The following is a 17189-nucleotide window of genomic DNA, read 5'->3' on the forward strand; positions in this document are numbered from 1 at the left end:
TCAAAAGGCTCTCCAATAATAACAAATATTGTTCAACCTTTAATTGCATTTCAATTCATGCTTTAAAAAAATGCTTTATCGTAAGCAGTGAAACTCAGAACAGCCATGTTTTATTTTTGTTTCATTTTTTTTTCTTTTTACTAATGTGATATAATCTCATCATTAAACAAAAAAGCCCTTCGGTAAAAACCGAAGGGCTTGTTAATATATTCAAATGAATTTACGCTTCTACTTCTTCAGTTTTTGAAGCCATTAAGCGATCAAATTCTTCCTGTGAACCTACACGGATATTTTCATATTCACGTAAGCCTGTACCAGAAGGAATCAAGTGACCAACAATAACATTTTCTTTCAAGCCAAGCATCAGATCCTTTTTACCAGCTATAGCAGCCTCATTAAGAACCTTTGTAGTTTCCTGGAATGACGCAGCCGAGATAAACGACTTAGTGCCTAATGAAGCCCTGGTAATACCTTGTAGTATCGGACTTGAAGTTGCCGCAATAGCATCGCGTACTTCAACTAACCTTAAATCACGACGTTTCAGAACAGAATTCTCATCACGTAATCTTCTTAATGATACGATCTGACCGGCTTTTAAAGTAGTTGAATCACCTGGTTCAATTACAACCTTTTTATCAAATATATCATCATTCTCGGTCATGAAATCCCAGCTGTCAACAGCTTCACGCTCTAAGAAACGAGTATCACCCGCATCTTCGATTGATACTTTCTGCATCATCTGGTGAACAATCACCTCAAAGTGTTTATCATTGATCTTCACACCCTGTAAACGGTAAACCTCTTGTATACCATTTACCAGATATTCCTGTACCGCAGCCGGGCCCTTAATAGCCAGGATATCAGCAGGTGATATAGAACCATCAGATAACGGCATACCAGCTTTCACAAAGTCGTTATCCTGTACAAGGATGTGTTTTGACAATGGAACAAGGTACTTTTTAACCTGACCATCTTTTGATTCGATAGTGATTTCACGGTTACCACGTTTAACACCACCTAAGGTTACCACACCATCTATCTCTGTTACTACAGCAGGGTTTGATGGGTTACGTGCCTCAAATAACTCAGTTACGCGTGGTAAACCACCGGTGATATCCCGGGTTTTACCAGTTGAACGAGGGATCTTAGCAATAACCTGTCCTGTTTGTAGTTTTTCACCTTCTTCAACAGCGATGTGCGCCCCCACAGGGATGTTATATCCTTTTATTACGTTACCTTTTGTGTCGGTAATTTGAATAACAGGGTTTTTTGTTTTATCCCTTGTATCGATAATTACCTTTTCACGGTGACCAGTTTGCTCATCAGATTCTTCCCGGAAAGTGATACCATCCAATACGGCTTCAAACTGGGTTAAACCTGCAAATTCAGATATGATCACCGCGTTATACGGATCCCATGAACAAATACGATCGCCACGGGTAATTTTGCTGCCATCTTTTACATACAGGTATGAACCGTATGGAATGTTATTGGTAACAATTACTTTATTGCTTCCTTCTTCAACAATGCGGAACTCACCAGAACGACCTAATACCACGTCTACATCACCTTCTTCGGTTTTGTATTGAACAGTACGTACGTTTTCAAATTCAATGATACCATCAAACCTTGCGTTGATCTGTGATTCAGCCGCGATGTTTGAGGCGGTACCACCCACGTGGAATGTACGTAATGTTAACTGTGTACCCGGCTCACCAATTGACTGTGCTGCAATTACACCAACAGCTTCACCTTTTTGCACACGTTTACCGCTTGCCAGGTTGCGGCCATAGCATAATGCACAAACACCACGCTTACTTTCGCAGGTTAATACCGAACGTATTTCGATACCCTCTAATGGAGAGTTTTCAATCTTTTTACCTACTTCTTCAGTAATGTCCTGACCAGCTACTGCCAACAATTCGTTGGTGATAGGGTCATGCACATCATGTAAAGTTGTACGGCCTAAGATACGGTCATATAACGGCTCAACAATATCTTCATTGTCTTTCAGCGCAGTTGTGTAGATACCTCTTAAAGTACCGCAATCAACTTCACCAACAATCATATCCTGGGCAACGTCATGTAACCTACGGGTTAAGTAACCAGCATCAGCCGTTTTCAACGCCGTATCCGCCAAACCTTTACGGGCACCGTGAGTAGAGATAAAGTATTCCAATACAGACAAACCTTCTTTAAAGTTTGAAAGGATCGGGTTTTCGATAATCTCACCACCTGAACCTGATTTTTGCGGCTTAGCCATCAAACCACGCATACCTGCAAGCTGACGGATCTGCTCTTTTGAACCACGGGCACCTGAATCAAGCATCATGTACACCGAGTTAAAGCCCTGGTTATCGTTACTTAGGATGTCCATTACATTCGCAGTTAAGCGATTGTTGATACGTGTCCAGATATCGATAATTTGGTTATAACGCTCGTTGTTGGTAATGAAACCCATGTTGTAGTTACCCATTACTTCTTCAACTTGTTTAGAAGCTGTTTCGATCAGTGTAACTTTTTCAGCAGGGATATTGATATCCTTCAGGTTAAATGATAAGCCACCTTGAAATGCCATTTTGAAACCTAATTCCTTAATATCATCAAGGAACTGGGCTGCACGGGCCATACCGGTAATTTTAACAACCTCACCAATAATATCACGCAGTGATTTTTTGGTCAGCAATTCGTTGATATAACCTACTTCAACCGGTACATGCTGATTAAACAACACGCGGCCTACGGTAGTATCAATGATTTTGCTTACTATGCTGCCATCTTTTTCTTTTACTAAACCTTTAACTTTAATAAAGGCGTGCAGGTCAATTTTCTTCTCGTTATAAGCAATAAGTACTTCTTCTGCAGAATAGAAAGTTAACCCCTGCCCTTTAACCACACGGGTTGCATCTGTTTTACGGCCTTTGGTTATGTAGTACAAACCAAGCACCATGTCCTGTGATGGTACAGTAATAGGCGTACCGTTAGCAGGGTTAAGGATGTTGTGTGATGCCAGCATTAAAATTTGGGCTTCCAAAATTGCCGCGTTACCTAGTGGTACGTGAACGGCCATCTGGTCACCGTCAAAATCCGCGTTGAAGGCGGTACAGGTTAATGGGTGCAATTGGATCGCTTTACCTTCAACCAGTTTTGGCTGGAACGACTGGATACCTAATCTGTGCAGCGTAGGCGCACGGTTTAATAATACAGGGTGTCCTTTCAATACGTTTTCCAGGATGTCCCAAACTAATGGGTCTTTACGATCAACTATCTTTTTGGCAGATTTTACTGTTTTAACCACACCACGCTCAATCATTTTGCGGATGATAAATGGTTTAAACAGCTCGGCAGCCATATCTTTTGGTAAACCGCACTCGTGTAATTTAAGGTTCGGGCCTACAACAATTACCGAACGGGCAGAGTAATCCACACGTTTACCTAATAAGTTTTGACGGAAACGGCCTTGTTTACCTTTCAGGATGTCTGAAAGTGATTTCAGGGCGCGGTTACCTTCGGTTTTTACCGCGTTTACTTTACGTGAGTTATCGAACAACGAGTCAACAGCTTCCTGTAACATACGTTTTTCGTTACGTAATATAACTTCCGGTGCTTTGATCTCGATCAAACGTTTTAAACGGTTGTTACGAATAATTACACGACGGTAAAGGTCATTCAAATCCGAAGTTGCGAAACGGCCACCTTCCAGTGGTACCAACGGACGCAATTCAGGCGGGATAACCGGAACGATTTTAACAATCATCCACTCAGGATTATTCTCGATACGAGTTTTTGCATCACGGAAAGCTTCAACAACCTGTAAACGTTTTAAAGCTTCGTTTTTACGTTGTTGTGAAGTTTCGTTTGCTGCCTGGTGACGCAGGCTAAATGATAACTCATCCAGGTCAAGGCGTTTCAACAGCTCTTCAAGAGCCTCGGCACCCATTTTGGCTACAAATTTCTGCGGATCTTTATCATCCAGGTATTGGTTTTCTTTTGGCAGGGTATCCAACACATCAAGATATTCCTCTTCAGTCAAGAAATCCATTTTGTTGATACCATCAGCTTCTTTGATACCTGGCTGTATAACTACATAACGCTCGTAGTATATAATTAAGTCGAGCCTTTTTGTTGGCAAGCCTAACAGGTAACCGATTTTGTTTGGTAATGAACGGAAGTACCAGATATGAGCAACAGGAACTACAAGGTTAATGTGGCCCATGCGCTCGCGGCGTACTTTCTTTTCGGTTACTTCAACACCGCAACGGTCGCACACGATACCTTTGTAACGGATACGTTTGTATTTACCGCAATGGCACTCATAATCTTTAACCGGACCAAAAATACGTTCGCAGAATAAACCATCGCGCTCAGGTTTATAAGTCCTGTAGTTGATGGTTTCTGGTTTTAAAACTTCACCGCTTGAACGTTCCAGAATGGACTCAGGAGAGGCCAGACTGATCGTAATTGTGGTGAAATTACTTTTGATTTTATTATCCTTTTTGTAAGACATAGTCTCCTTGTTTTTTAATGATTGAATTAGTGAGTTAGTGAATTAGTGAGTTAACCTGTTTTGTTAAATCACTCTTTTACTATGTTTGAATTAGTGAGCCAGCGAATTGATGATTTGTTCAATCACTAATTCACTAACTCACTAAATCACTAATTATTCTAACGTGATATCTAAACCTAAACCTCTTAATTCATGAACCAATACGTTGAATGATTCAGGAACTGATGGTGTTGGCAGGTTTTCACCTTTAACAATAGCCTCGTAAGTTTTGGCACGGCCGATAACATCATCCGATTTAACGGTCAATATTTCCTGCAGTATGTTTGATGCACCGAATGCTTCAAGTGCCCAAACCTCCATCTCACCAAAACGCTGACCACCAAATTGAGCTTTACCACCCAATGGTTGTTGTGTAATTAATGAGTATGGCCCGATAGAACGTGCGTGCATCTTATCATCAACCATGTGACCCAGTTTCAGCATGTATATAATACCTACTGTAGTTTGCTGGTCAAAACGGTCGCCTGTTAAGCCATTGTATAAATAGGTACGACCTGATTCTGGTAAGTTTGCTTTTTTAACCCACTCTTCCACTTCTTCATGGCTTGCACCATCAAAAATCGGGGTAGCGAATTTAATACCAAGCTCTTTACCGGCCCAGCCTAATACGGTTTCATAGATCTGGCCCAGGTTCATACGTGAAGGTACACCCAGTGGGTTCAACACAATATCAACCGGTGTTCCATCCTCCAGGAAAGGCATATCCTCGTCACGTACAATACGTGCTACGATACCTTTGTTACCGTGACGACCGGCCATTTTATCACCTACTTTAAGCTTACGCTTTTTAGCGATGTAAACTTTAGCCATTTGTACGATACCTGATGGAAGCTCATCACCCACACTGATAGCGAATTTATCACGACGGTAAGCTCCTAATTCCTCATTAACTTTGATGTTATAGTTATGAAGTAAAAGCTTGATCTGATCGTTTTTATCATCATCAGTTGTCCATTTAGTTGGGTTAATGTTTTCGTAATTAAGCTCAACTAAAATTTTCTGGGTGAATTTTACACCTTTTGGTACTAAAAGCTCTTTGTAAATGTTGTAAACACCTTGTGATGTTTTACCATTCACGATCTCAAATAACTTTTCGATCAAAGTGTTTTTAAGTTCTTTTACAGCTCTTTCGTGTTTAGTATCCAGTTTCTCCAACTGTGCTTTTTCTTCGGCCTTAGAGGTCTTTTTAGCACGGCTGAACAATTTGGTATCAATAACAACACCTGCAATAGATGGTGGAGTTTTCAGTGACGCATCTTTAACGTCGCCTGCTTTATCACCAAATATGGCACGTAACAGTTTTTCTTCCGGTGACGGATCTGATTCCCCTTTTGGAGTGATCTTACCAATCAGGATATCGCCTTCTTTAACCTCGGCACCAACACGGATAATACCGTCTTCGTCAAGATCTTTAGTAGCTTCTTCTGATACGTTAGGGATATCTGGTGTCAATTCCTCTTCACCACGTTTGGTATCACGTACTTCCAGCTCAAACTCTTCAACGTGAAGTGAAGTGAAAATATCCTGTGAAACTACACGCTCAGATATTACGATCGCATCCTCAAAGTTATATCCCTGCCAAGGCATGAACGCCACTTTTAAGTTACGGCCCAATGCAAGCTCACCATTCTGAGTAGCGTAACCTTCGCAAAGAACTTCACCTTTTGATACTCTTTGGCCTTTTTTAACAATCGGCTTCAGGTTCATGGTGGTGCTTTGGTTGGTTTTTTTGAATTTGGTTAAACGATAGCTTTTTGAATCGCCATCAAATGAAACCAAACGGTCAAGCTCATCACGGTCATATTTAATACGGATCTCGTTGGCATCAACATATTCCACAACACCATCGCCTTCGGCGTTGATCAGTGTACGTGAATCTTTTGCCACACGTCCTTCCAGTCCGGTTCCAACAATTGGCGCTTCAGGGCGTAACAATGGTACGGCCTGGCGTTGCATGTTCGATCCCATCAATGCACGGTTAGCATCATCATGTTCCAGGAACGGAATTAATGAAGCCGCTATAGAAGTGATCTGGTTTGGAGCGATATCCATCAAATCGAGTCTTTCCGGCTCAATGATCGGGAAGTCACCTTCAAAACGTGCTTTTACTTTTGGCAATGCAAACACACCTTTATCATCATAATGGGCATTAGCCTGACCAATAGTTTTACCGTCCTCATCTTCTGCAGATAAATAGATAACTGGCTCTTCAACCTGTACCTTACCTTCAACCACACGTTTGTATGGAGTTTCGATAAAGCCTAAGTTGTTGATCTTAGCGTGTACGCAAAGTGATGATATCAAACCAATGTTCGGTCCTTCCGGGGTTTCAATAGTACACAACCTACCGTAGTGGGTGTAGTGTACGTCACGAACCTCGAAACCGGCACGCTCACGTGACAGACCACCGGGCCCAAGGGCTGACAGACGACGCTTGTGCGTGATCTCTGCCAGTGGATTGGTTTGGTCCATGAACTGTGATAACTGGTTTGTTCCGAAGAACGAGTTGATCACTGATGATAATGTACGTGCGTTGATCAGGTCGGTTGGGGTAAACACCTCGTTATCACGGATGTTCATACGCTCACGTATAGTACGTGCCATACGTGCCAAACCAACACCAAACTGAGCATATAACTGCTCACCCACTGTACGAACACGACGGTTTGACAAGTGGTCAATATCATCCACCTCAGCTTTAGAGTTGATCAGTTTGATCAGGTACTTAACAATGGCAATGATATCCTGCTTGGTTAATACCTTTGTTTCATCAGAGGTATTCAGTTTCAACTTACGGTTGATGCGGTAACGACCTACATCACCCAGGTCATATCTTTTATCAGAGAAGAATAAACGATCGATGATACCACGAGCTGTTTCTTCATCAGGTGGTTCAGCGTTACGTAATTGACGGTAGATGTGCTCAACCGCTTCTTTCTCCGAGTTCGAAGTATCTTTCTGTAAGGTATTGTATATAATAGTATAATCACCGCTGGTGGCCGCATCTTCCTTGTTCAGGATGATGGTTTTAACACCCGCGTCGATGATCATATCAATATGATCGTCTTCCAATACGGTTTCACGCTCAAGGATGATCTCATTACGGTCGATAGAAACCACTTCACCGGTATCCTCATCCACGAAATCTTCAACCCATTTTTTAAGCACCCTTGCAGCAAGCTTACGGCCAATGAATTTCTTCAGACCAGATTTGCTCACTTTTACTTCGTCGGCCAGTTCAAACAATTCTAATATATCTTTATCAGAATCGTAACCAATCGCGCGAAGCAATGTAGTAACCGGGAATTTCTTTTTACGGTCAATGTAAGCATACATCACGTTGTTAACGTCTGTAGCAAACTCAATCCATGAACCTTTAAAAGGTATAACACGGGCAGAGTATAATTTTGTACCGTTGGTGTGGCGGCTTTGGCCAAAGAACACACCTGGTGAACGGTGTAACTGAGATACAATTACGCGCTCAGCACCATTTATAACAAATGTACCTTTAGGGGTCATGTATGGGATAGTTCCCAGGTACACGTCCTGTACAATAGTTTCAAAATCTTCGTGCTCCTCATCATTACATGAAAGGCGAAGCTTGGCTTTTAAAGGCACACTGTAGGTTAATCCGCGCTCAATACACTCTTGTATATCGTAACGTGGCGGATCAATAAAGTAATCAAGAAATTCTAAAACAAAGATGTTTCTTGAGTCCGATATCGGAAAATTTTCAGCAAACACTTTAAACAAACCTTCTTTATAACGGTTGTCTGAGGTGGTTTCCAATTGAAAAAATTCCTGGAAAGATTGTAACTGCACATCCAGGAAATCAGGGTAATCAAGTACCTTTCTGCTGGTTGCAAAGTTTACTCTTTGATTATTGTTGTTTGCCAAGGTATTATAATTTTAGTTTATTAATAAACCTGTATTTAGAAGTGAGATATGAGACGTAAGTATTGAGACCAAAAAAATTTCACAAGCTATATCCTGCAAAAAATCCCAAATCTCAAATCTAATATCTCAAGTCTATTATATATAAACAGCAATAGACCCCGACCAAAATAGGTCGGAGTCTGATGCTATATTTTTATTGGGTTAACTTATTTAACCTCAACTACTGCTCCAGCTTCTTCTAATTGAGTTTTCAAAGATTGAGCTTCTTCTTTAGTTACACCAGTTTTTAATTCTTTTGGTGCGCCGTCAACAAGATCTTTAGCTTCTTTCAAACCTAAGCCAGTTAAGTCTTTTACTAATTTAACAACTGCTAATTTTGAGCCACCTGCTTCTTTCAGGATAACGTCAAATGCAGTTTGTTCTGCTGCAGCAGCAGGGGCATCATCGCCACCAGCAGGAGCAGCAGCAACAGCTACAGCTGCAGCAGCAGGTTCAATACCATACTCATCTTTTAAGATCTGAGCTAATTCGTTTACTTCTTTTACTGTTAAGTTTACCAACTGTTCAGCAAACGCTTTTAAATCCGCCATTTTATTTAAATTTTACTTTTAATGCTTTTTGTTTGTTAATATCGAACTTTAATAAGGTGTTCGTTAACCTCTTTCCTGTAATGTTTTTACAAGGCCTGCAATAGTATTTCCGCCTGATTGTAATGCAGAAATAACGTTTTTGGCAGGTGATTGTAGTAATCCTATTATCTCGCCAATCAGTTGTTCTTTTGATTTCAACTTGATCAATGTATCGATCTGGTTGTCGCCAATAAACACTGATGAATCAATATATGCTGCTTTTAAAACTGGTTTGTCACCTGCTTTTCTCAATTGTTTGATCAGCTTTGCCGGAGCAGTTGCTGATTTAGAGAAAAGGATTGATGAAGAACCTTTTAATACATCATATATCGGGCTAAAGTCGCCGCCTGCAGCTTCCATAGCTTTTTTAATCAAGCTATTTTTTGCTACCTGCATTTTGATGTCGCTGTCGAAACATTTGCGACGAATGTCATTGATCTTTGCAACCGTCAAATCAGAAGTATCGGTGATATAAAAATTACCGTATTCTTTCATTTGCTCAGTAAGGGCAAGAACAAGATCGTATTTTTCTTCTTTATTCATGATTAAATCCCCGCTACTGTTTTGGTTTCAATTTCAATTCCTGGCGACATAGTTGAAGAGATATGGATACTCTTGAAATATGTTCCTTTAGCTGCAGATGGTTTTAATTTTGAGATAGTTTGCAATACTTCTAATGCATTCTCATAAATTTTATCTGCAGAGAAAGATGCTTTTCCTATTGAGGCATGGATAATACCTGTTTTATCAACTTTGAAGTCGATTTTACCACCTTTTACGTCAGTTACAGCTTTTCCAACTTCTGGAGTTACTGTTCCTGATTTAGGGTTAGGCATCAAGTTACGTGGACCTAATATACGACCCAAACGACCAACTTTAGCCATAACACTTGGCATAGTGATGATAATATCAACATCAGTCCATCCACCTTCAATCTTGGCAATATAATCATCCAAACCTACGTAATCTGCACCCGCGTCTTTTGCTTCTTGTTCCTTGTCAGGAGTACAAAGCACCAGTACACGTACAGTTTTACCGGTTCCATGAGGTAATGTTGCAATACCACGTACCATTTGATTGGCTTTACGCGGGTCAACACCTAAACGAACGTCTATATCAACTGATGAATCAAATTTGGTAAGGGTTAATTCCTTTACTAAAGATGACGCATCCTGTAATGAATACGATTTGTTAGCCTCAATTTTGGAGAGTGCCACTTTCTGATTTTTTGTTAATCTAGCCACTGTCTTAAACTGATTTTAATATAAATTAATTAATTCCAGGGAGCCGTACCTGATACGGTTATTCCCATACTACGGGCAGTACCTGCCACCATTTTCATGGCTGATTCAACTGTGAATGCGTTTAGATCCACCATTTTATCTTTAGCAATAGTTTCAACCTGTTCCCAATTTACATTGGCAACCTTTTTACGGTTGGGCTCTGCTGAACCACTTTTTAATCCTGTTGCTTCCAATAACTGGATTGCAACCGGAGGGGTTTTAATGATAAAATCGAAAGATTTATCAACGTAAACAGTAATCAAAACAGGCAACACCTTACCAGGTTTGTCCTGGGTACGTGCATTAAACTGCTTGCAAAACTCCATGATATTCACCCCTTTTGCACCTAAAGCAGGTCCAATTGGAGGTGATGGGTTTGCAGCGCCGCCTTTTACCTGCAGCTTTACCATCGCACCGATTTCTTTTGCCATTTTAATTTACTTTAATTATAACTCAATGTTAGTAAGTGGAAGCTAAGTAACATTTAAGATTTTTATAGTTGTAAGTTTTCAGCGATCAGTTCAAAGTTTTTAACTCTAACTTAATACTTAAACTTCTTTCTTTTAATATTCATTACGTAAGTTTATCATGCCAGGGATTGAGCTTCCAACTCAAAGCACATGATTAAACAAACTATTCTTTTTCTACCTGCATGTAATTCAATTCAAGCGGCGTACGACGCCCGAATATCTTTACCATCACCTTCAGTTTCTTTTTCTCTTCGTTAACCTCTTCTATCACACCGCTAAAGCCATTGAACGGACCGTCCATAACTTTAACATTCTCGCCAATGTAATAAGGCACATTCATTGTTTCGCCCTGAGCACTCATTTCATCAACCTTACCTAAAATACGGTTAACTTCGGCCTGGCGCAATGGAATAGCATTTCCGGCTTTATCGCCTAAAAAACCTATCACACTGTTTATATTTTTGATGATGTGTTCGGTTTCACCGTCAAGCACAGCTTCCATCAGTACATAACCCGGAAAATAATTACGCTCTTTGGCTATTTTCTTTCCGTCGCGCATTTGATAGTACTTTTCGGTAGGTATTAATACCTGTGGTACTAAATGCGTAATGCCCAAACGACTAATTTCGGCATCTATGTATTGTTTAACCTTCTTTTCTTTACCACTGATGGCCCTAACTACATACCATTTCAATTGATCACTCATCGTTATCTCCCTTGATGTTATGTTAGTGAATGATAAAATATACCAAGCAAATAATTAATGATCTGGTCCATACCTACAATAACTAACGCTATGATAATTGCAGCAACCAGCACCAATATAGCACTGCTTTGCAATTCGCGCCAGGTTGGCCAAGTTACTTTTTGAGTTAACTCGATGTATGATTCTTTAATATATTCAGCTACGCCTGCCATTTTTTATTGTTTGCTTATGCACGGGAACAAGGATTCGAACCCTGATCAAAGGTTTTGGAGACCTCTATTCTACCATTGAACTATTCCCGTGTATATTTTATAATAAGAAAACATAAGTTTGCTTTTTACAGTCAAACTTATGTTTCCAATTAACCTTTTTGAAATTTTTATTTCAAAATTTCAGTTACCTGGCCAGCACCTACAGTTCTGCCACCTTCACGGATAGCGAAACGTAAGCCTTTTTCCATAGCGATAGCGTTGATCAATTTTACAGTGATGGTAACGTTATCACCTGGCATAACCATTTCTACACCTTCGGCCAGTGAAATCTCACCAGTTACGTCAGTTGTACGGAAATAGAATTGCGGGCGGTATTTATTGAAGAATGGAGTGTGACGGCCACCTTCTGCTTTTGATAATACGTAAACTTCTGCTTTAAAGTCAGTGTGTGGAGTTACTGAACCTGGTTTGCAAATAACCATACCACGACGGATATCAGTTTTTTCAATACCACGTAACAATAAACCTACGTTGTCACCAGCTTCACCACGGTCAAGGATTTTGCGGAACATCTCAACACCTGTTACGGTTGATTTTAAGTTCTCAGCACCCATACCTAAAATATCAACAGCTTCACCAGAGTTGATTACACCACGCTCAATACGACCGGTAGCAACAGTACCACGACCAGTGATTGAGAATACGTCTTCAACCGGCATTAAGAAAGGAAGCTCAGTTAAACGTGGAGGGATAGGGATGTAGCTATCTACAGCATCCATCAACTCCATGATTTTACCAACCCAGGTAGGATCGCCGTTAAGACCACCTAATGCAGAACCCTGGATAACTGGGATATCATCACCTGGATATTCGTAGAATGATAATAATTCACGAATTTCCATTTCTACTAATTCTAATAATTCCGGATCATCAACCATGTCAACCTTGTTCATAAATACAACAAGTGCAGGTACACCTACCTGACGTGCTAACAGGATGTGCTCGCGGGTTTGTGGCATCGGACCGTCAGTAGCAGCAACAACAATGATTGCACCATCCATCTGAGCAGCACCAGTAACCATGTTTTTCACGTAATCCGCGTGACCTGGACAGTCAACGTGTGCATAGTGACGGTTAGCTGTTGAATACTCAACGTGTGCTGTATTAATGGTGATACCACGCTCTTTTTCTTCAGGAGCTGAGTCAATTGAATCAAATGAACGAGCTTCTGATAAACCTGCATCAGCTAATACTTTAGTGATAGCTGCAGTAAGGGTTGTTTTGCCGTGGTCAACGTGACCGATTGTACCGATGTTTAAGTGCGGTTTACTGCGGTCAAACTTTTCTTTTGCCATGATTTATAATTATTTTGTAGGTTAATTTATACTTAAAAATGTATTCTGTTTTACTCTTTGTTTTATTGAGCCAACAATGGGATTTGAACCCATGACCTCTTCCTTACCAAGGAAGTGCTCTACCCCTGAGCTACGTCGGCTTATTTTAATTATCGAATTAATGGTTTAGTGAACTATTGAATTTTAAAACCTCTACTCAATCACTAACTCAGCAATTCAATAACTCATTAATTAATTCCCGAGCGGAAGACGAGGTTCGAACTCGCGACCTATAGCTTGGAAGGCTATCGCTCTACCAACTGAGCTACTTCCGCAATTAAATGAGTGAATTATCGAGTTAGTGATTGGATGATTTAAAAATCATTCTATAATTCACTAATTCAACAATCCACTCATTAAGGTGTGGGGGGAGAAGGATTCGAACCTTCGTAGCCGAAGCAACGGATTTACAGTCCGTCCCATTTGACCGCTCTGGTATCCCCCCATTAGTTAATTCCGGATTTAAAATGTCCAAAGTTGAAGCTAAACACTTCAATCCGAAAAAAACTGAGCCTCCTATCGGGATCGAACCAATGACCTACTGATTACAAGTCAGTCGCTCTACCAGCTGAGCTAAGGAGGCTTATATTTATTTACCTTTTCTTATTTTATAACCCTTAAGAGGTTTCAAAATTGAGAGCGGCAAAACTAATAAGCTTTTTTATATTTTAAAGAACAATCCCAACTTTTTTTTCAGTGCTTAGCACCTCTCTGAAAGGGATTGCAAATCTACAAAAAATTAAACCCCTGCAAAATTTTTTATCAAAAAAAATCGACGAGTGGAAAACTCGTCGATTTTTGCCTAAAAAAGGGCTTTTTTATACTATAAATCGTCTTCAGCCGTCATCAACATAGCCTTTTTGGCGGCGGTGTCGGCAATAGTTTTCTTCTGTTTATGCTTTTCTATCTGCTTACGAAGGCTTTCAATGGCCAAGTCTGTAGCCTCTTCAAAACTTTTGCACTTCTCTTTTGCAAAAATCTGGTTACCCGGGAGCAACAATTTTATCTCCGTTATTTTATTTGCCTCATCTTCTACATTTTCCAGTTTTAAATAAACTTCCCCGCTAATTATCTGATCATAAAACGTATCCAGCTTATCTGCCTTTTTTTGAATAAAATCTAATAATTTTTTGTCTGCGGTAAAATGAATTGATTGCACTGTAATTTTCATGTTTCCTCCTTGAATTACGCCTTTGGATGGGCTTGTTTGTAAATAGACTTTAATCTTTCAACTGAATTGTGTGTGTAAATTTGGGTTGCGCTTAAATTAGCATGGCCCAAAAGTTCTTTTATCGAATTTAAATCGGCTCCGTTGTTGAGCAAACTTGTTGCAAACGTATGCCTGAGTACGTGAGGGCTCTTTTTATCCTGGGTTGATATGTTGGATAGGTATTTATGCACTATTAAATATATTAGTTTCGGATAAGCATCAGCTCCTTTATTTGTAACGATTAATGTTACCGAATTGTTATCAAAATTTTGATTTTTCTTTAACTCCAGGTATTTACCCAGCAGGGTGCGCAGTTCCGTGTTCACCGGTATAATGCGTTCTTTGTTTCGTTTACCTAAAACCTTTAACGTACCCTCATATTCATTAATATCCTGATCCTTAAGCCCCAGCAACTCGGCCAGGCGCATACCGGTGCCAAACAACATTTCAACAACCAGCTTATCCCGCTGGCCTATAAAATCGTTTGTAAATATTTCGTTATCATCCAGCATTTGGGTCAAACGGGCATCTTCAACAACCACAGGCAGGTTCTTGGGCGTTTTTTGCGACCTTATTTTGGATGTGGGATTATCATTAATGATGCCCTCCTGCAATAAAAATTTAAAGTACTTACGCAGCGTGGCCATTTTGCGGTTTACGGAACGGGCAATGATTTTTTGCCCCATGAGTTCAACCATCCAGTTACGGATGTCCTGATAGCTTATCTGATTAGGATGGGTAATAATAGGCTCCGGAATATGACCAGTCTCATCCGCATTGTTTAAAAAGCGCATAAACTGATCCAGGTCCGATTTATAAGCAGATACCGTGTGGGGAGAGTATCGCTTTTCGAACTTAATATATTGGATAAAACGCTCTAAAAACATAAAAACTATTTGAACATCCAGAGATTGAATGTACAAATAGTTTTAATATAGTGTTAAGAAATTTGAAAAATTCTTTTACAAGAATTAAACAGTTTCTTGATTCATACCTTGCTTGTAGATAGCATGTTTAACAACATGACGACGAGTTACAGATTTTTTCTCGAATGCCTGACGGCTGCGAAGCTCTCTCAACACACCTGTTTTCTCAAATTTTTTCTTGAAGCGTTTCAATGCTTTATCTAATGATTCGCCTTCTTTTACGTTGATAATGATCATAATTCCTAAAATACCTCCTTTCAAGGAGGGTCAAAGGTAAGCACAATTATTTGAAAATCAAATAAGATGCATATTTTTTTAGTATCTACCTGTTTTAATTTATGGTCTGTAACGAACAAAGGCTGCCTGAGGCAGCCTTTGTTCGTTACAGAAACTCATACTATTGTTTATCCCAATATACCCTGGTATTAAGCGCGTCAGGACCTTGACGAGCCACTACAGCGTTATAGTTAGCTTTGTTCAAGTCGATCTCTGTTTGAGGGTACTGTTGTCTACGCGGAATATTCTGGCCCGGGCTTAATGATCCTGGTACCGGATCGAGCAGTTTAGGTAAGCCTGTTCTGCGATACTCGGCCCATGACTCCCATCCGTCTCCTAAAAATCCGGCAATCCATTTTTGGGTGTGTATTTGCTCCATCGCAGTACCCACAGCGAACTTTATGGAAGCCTGATTTAAATACGTCTGTGAGTCGGCATCACTTACGCCATTCTGAGCTAAAGAAGCAGTTACTCCTTTATTATAAAAATCGGCAGCAGCACCATCTCCTCCTGGTATCCATCCTAAATGTGCGGCCTCCGCTTCAGTAAATAATACTTGCGCATATGAGGTCCATACGGTTGGTGAACTTTGATTTGATACAGCTAAACCTATTAATGACACATTGCCTGGATTATCTCTTGTACCTGCATTATAATCATTCAGAGCATCACCAAAAGTACCATAAGGCAAACCAACGTAAGTGTTGGTTGCTGTTGGCGCTACATAAACCGTTAAGCGCGGGTCATTAAGGGTAGTAAGTGTATTAACTACCAAACTACTTACGGCATAATCATAACGATTGCGGTAATTAGTAAAATATGGATTTTCATTTGTTTGGGCAGCCAGATAAGTATATGATGCATTATCGGTATTTGATACCATCAAACCAGCTGTTACTGCCTTTGCAAATTCGGCTCGCCCGGTTGTTGGATCAACCTTTGATAGTCTTAATGCCATAATAGCATGTAAAGAATTCGCCCAATGCTTCCATTTATTATTATCCCCGTTAAACAAAATGTCACTTGACAGTGCACCTTTATCATCAAATTGATTTTGGGCATCATCCAACTCTTTCATTAAAGCGGTGTATACATCTTTCTGAGCGTCAAAAGCCGGAGAGAAATTTGCATCTGCCTGTAATGCCTGAGAATAAGGAATATCGCCCCACCTATCGGTTATTGTCAAGAAGATAAATGCTTTAAGTATCCTTGCTGCCGCTATCTGATTATTGTTTGAACCGTATCTTAATGTAGTTGACTGATTTTTGGTAGCAGCATTTGTATTCACATCGATAACCGATTGCAGATCTTTTAAAGGTCCTGTATAATACGTTTGATAATCATATTGTTTTAATGCAAACAATGATTCATTGGTGTAAAACGTTTCGGACATATACTGAGAATATAATTCACCAGCAAAAGAATTAATGTTGGTAGTAGCACCCGCGCCATTTACACCACCTAAAAACTGTATCGCACTATTTAACAAATAGCCACCCTGCGCGTTTGGTGATTGATTGGGGTTAACATTAACATCGCCTCCCACTTTACATGAAGCCAGGATGATTACACCAGCCCCAATGATATATTTACTTATTATAGATATTTTTTTCATGATT

The 17189-nt window shown here is 40.1% G+C and carries 13 protein-coding genes and 5 tRNA genes; all 18 read right to left on the reverse strand.

The window, feature by feature from the left end; all coding sequences use genetic code 11:
- Nucleotides 1–220: 220 nt before the first annotated feature.
- Nucleotides 221–4507, reverse strand: coding sequence for a DNA-directed RNA polymerase subunit beta' (gene rpoC / locus G7092_RS13415; protein WP_166090105.1), 4287 nt, complete (start codon nt 4505–4507; stop codon nt 221–223).
- Between the two features lie 153 nt (nt 4508–4660).
- Entirely contained in the window at nt 4661–8464 is a 3804-nt protein-coding gene (gene rpoB / locus G7092_RS13420) for a DNA-directed RNA polymerase subunit beta (protein WP_166090107.1), read from the reverse strand.
- Between the two features lie 206 nt (nt 8465–8670).
- A complete protein-coding gene (gene rplL, locus G7092_RS13425; protein ID WP_090473137.1) occupies nt 8671–9054 on the reverse strand; it encodes a 50S ribosomal protein L7/L12 in 384 nt (127 codons plus the stop codon).
- Nucleotides 9055–9117: 63 nt separating this feature from the next.
- Entirely contained in the window at nt 9118–9636 is a 519-nt protein-coding gene (gene rplJ, locus G7092_RS13430) for a 50S ribosomal protein L10 (RefSeq protein ID WP_166090109.1), read from the reverse strand.
- Nucleotides 9637–9638: 2 nt separating this feature from the next.
- Nucleotides 9639–10337 (reverse strand): 50S ribosomal protein L1, encoded by a 699-nt coding sequence (gene rplA / locus G7092_RS13435; protein WP_166090112.1) that lies wholly within the window; start codon nt 10335–10337, stop codon nt 9639–9641.
- Nucleotides 10338–10366: 29 nt separating this feature from the next.
- Nucleotides 10367–10807 (reverse strand): 50S ribosomal protein L11, encoded by a 441-nt coding sequence (gene rplK, locus G7092_RS13440; RefSeq protein WP_076374896.1) that lies wholly within the window; start codon nt 10805–10807, stop codon nt 10367–10369.
- Nucleotides 10808–11009: 202 nt separating this feature from the next.
- On the reverse strand, nt 11010–11552 hold the full coding sequence (gene nusG / locus G7092_RS13445) for a transcription termination/antitermination protein NusG (protein WP_076374894.1): 543 nt from the start codon (nt 11550–11552) through the stop codon (nt 11010–11012).
- Nucleotides 11553–11569: 17 nt separating this feature from the next.
- On the reverse strand, nt 11570–11764 hold the full coding sequence (secE, locus tag G7092_RS13450; RefSeq protein ID WP_076374892.1) for a preprotein translocase subunit SecE: 195 nt from the start codon (nt 11762–11764) through the stop codon (nt 11570–11572).
- 19 nt (nt 11765–11783) lie between these two features.
- Nucleotides 11784–11854 (reverse strand) — tRNA-Trp (locus tag G7092_RS13455).
- 77 nt (nt 11855–11931) lie between these two features.
- Nucleotides 11932–13119, reverse strand: a complete 1188-nt coding sequence (tuf, locus tag G7092_RS13460; RefSeq protein WP_166090114.1) for an elongation factor Tu — start codon at nt 13117–13119, stop codon at nt 11932–11934.
- 68 nt (nt 13120–13187) lie between these two features.
- A tRNA-Thr gene (locus tag G7092_RS13465) sits at nt 13188–13259 on the reverse strand.
- A gap of 101 nt (nt 13260–13360) precedes the next feature.
- Nucleotides 13361–13433 (reverse strand) — tRNA-Gly (locus G7092_RS13470).
- A gap of 89 nt (nt 13434–13522) precedes the next feature.
- Nucleotides 13523–13603 (reverse strand) — tRNA-Tyr (locus G7092_RS13475).
- Between the two features lie 65 nt (nt 13604–13668).
- Nucleotides 13669–13741 (reverse strand) — tRNA-Thr (locus G7092_RS13480).
- A gap of 240 nt (nt 13742–13981) precedes the next feature.
- Nucleotides 13982–14329, reverse strand: a complete 348-nt coding sequence (gene hpf / locus G7092_RS13485; protein WP_166090116.1) for a ribosome hibernation-promoting factor, HPF/YfiA family — start codon at nt 14327–14329, stop codon at nt 13982–13984.
- A gap of 14 nt (nt 14330–14343) precedes the next feature.
- On the reverse strand, nt 14344–15291 hold the full coding sequence (locus G7092_RS13490; RefSeq protein WP_317169994.1) for a tyrosine-type recombinase/integrase: 948 nt from the start codon (nt 15289–15291) through the stop codon (nt 14344–14346).
- A 48-nt stretch (nt 15292–15339) separates the two neighbouring features.
- Nucleotides 15340–15531, reverse strand: a complete 192-nt coding sequence (gene rpsU / locus G7092_RS13495) for a 30S ribosomal protein S21 (protein ID WP_166090118.1) — start codon at nt 15529–15531, stop codon at nt 15340–15342.
- A gap of 160 nt (nt 15532–15691) precedes the next feature.
- A complete protein-coding gene (locus G7092_RS13500; protein ID WP_166090120.1) occupies nt 15692–17185 on the reverse strand; it encodes a SusD/RagB family nutrient-binding outer membrane lipoprotein in 1494 nt (497 codons plus the stop codon).
- Between the last annotated feature and the right edge of the window lie 4 nt (nt 17186–17189).

The sequence above is a fragment of the Mucilaginibacter inviolabilis genome (genome assembly GCF_011089895.1).
Classification (GTDB): Bacteria; Bacteroidota; Bacteroidia; order Sphingobacteriales; family Sphingobacteriaceae; genus Mucilaginibacter; species Mucilaginibacter inviolabilis.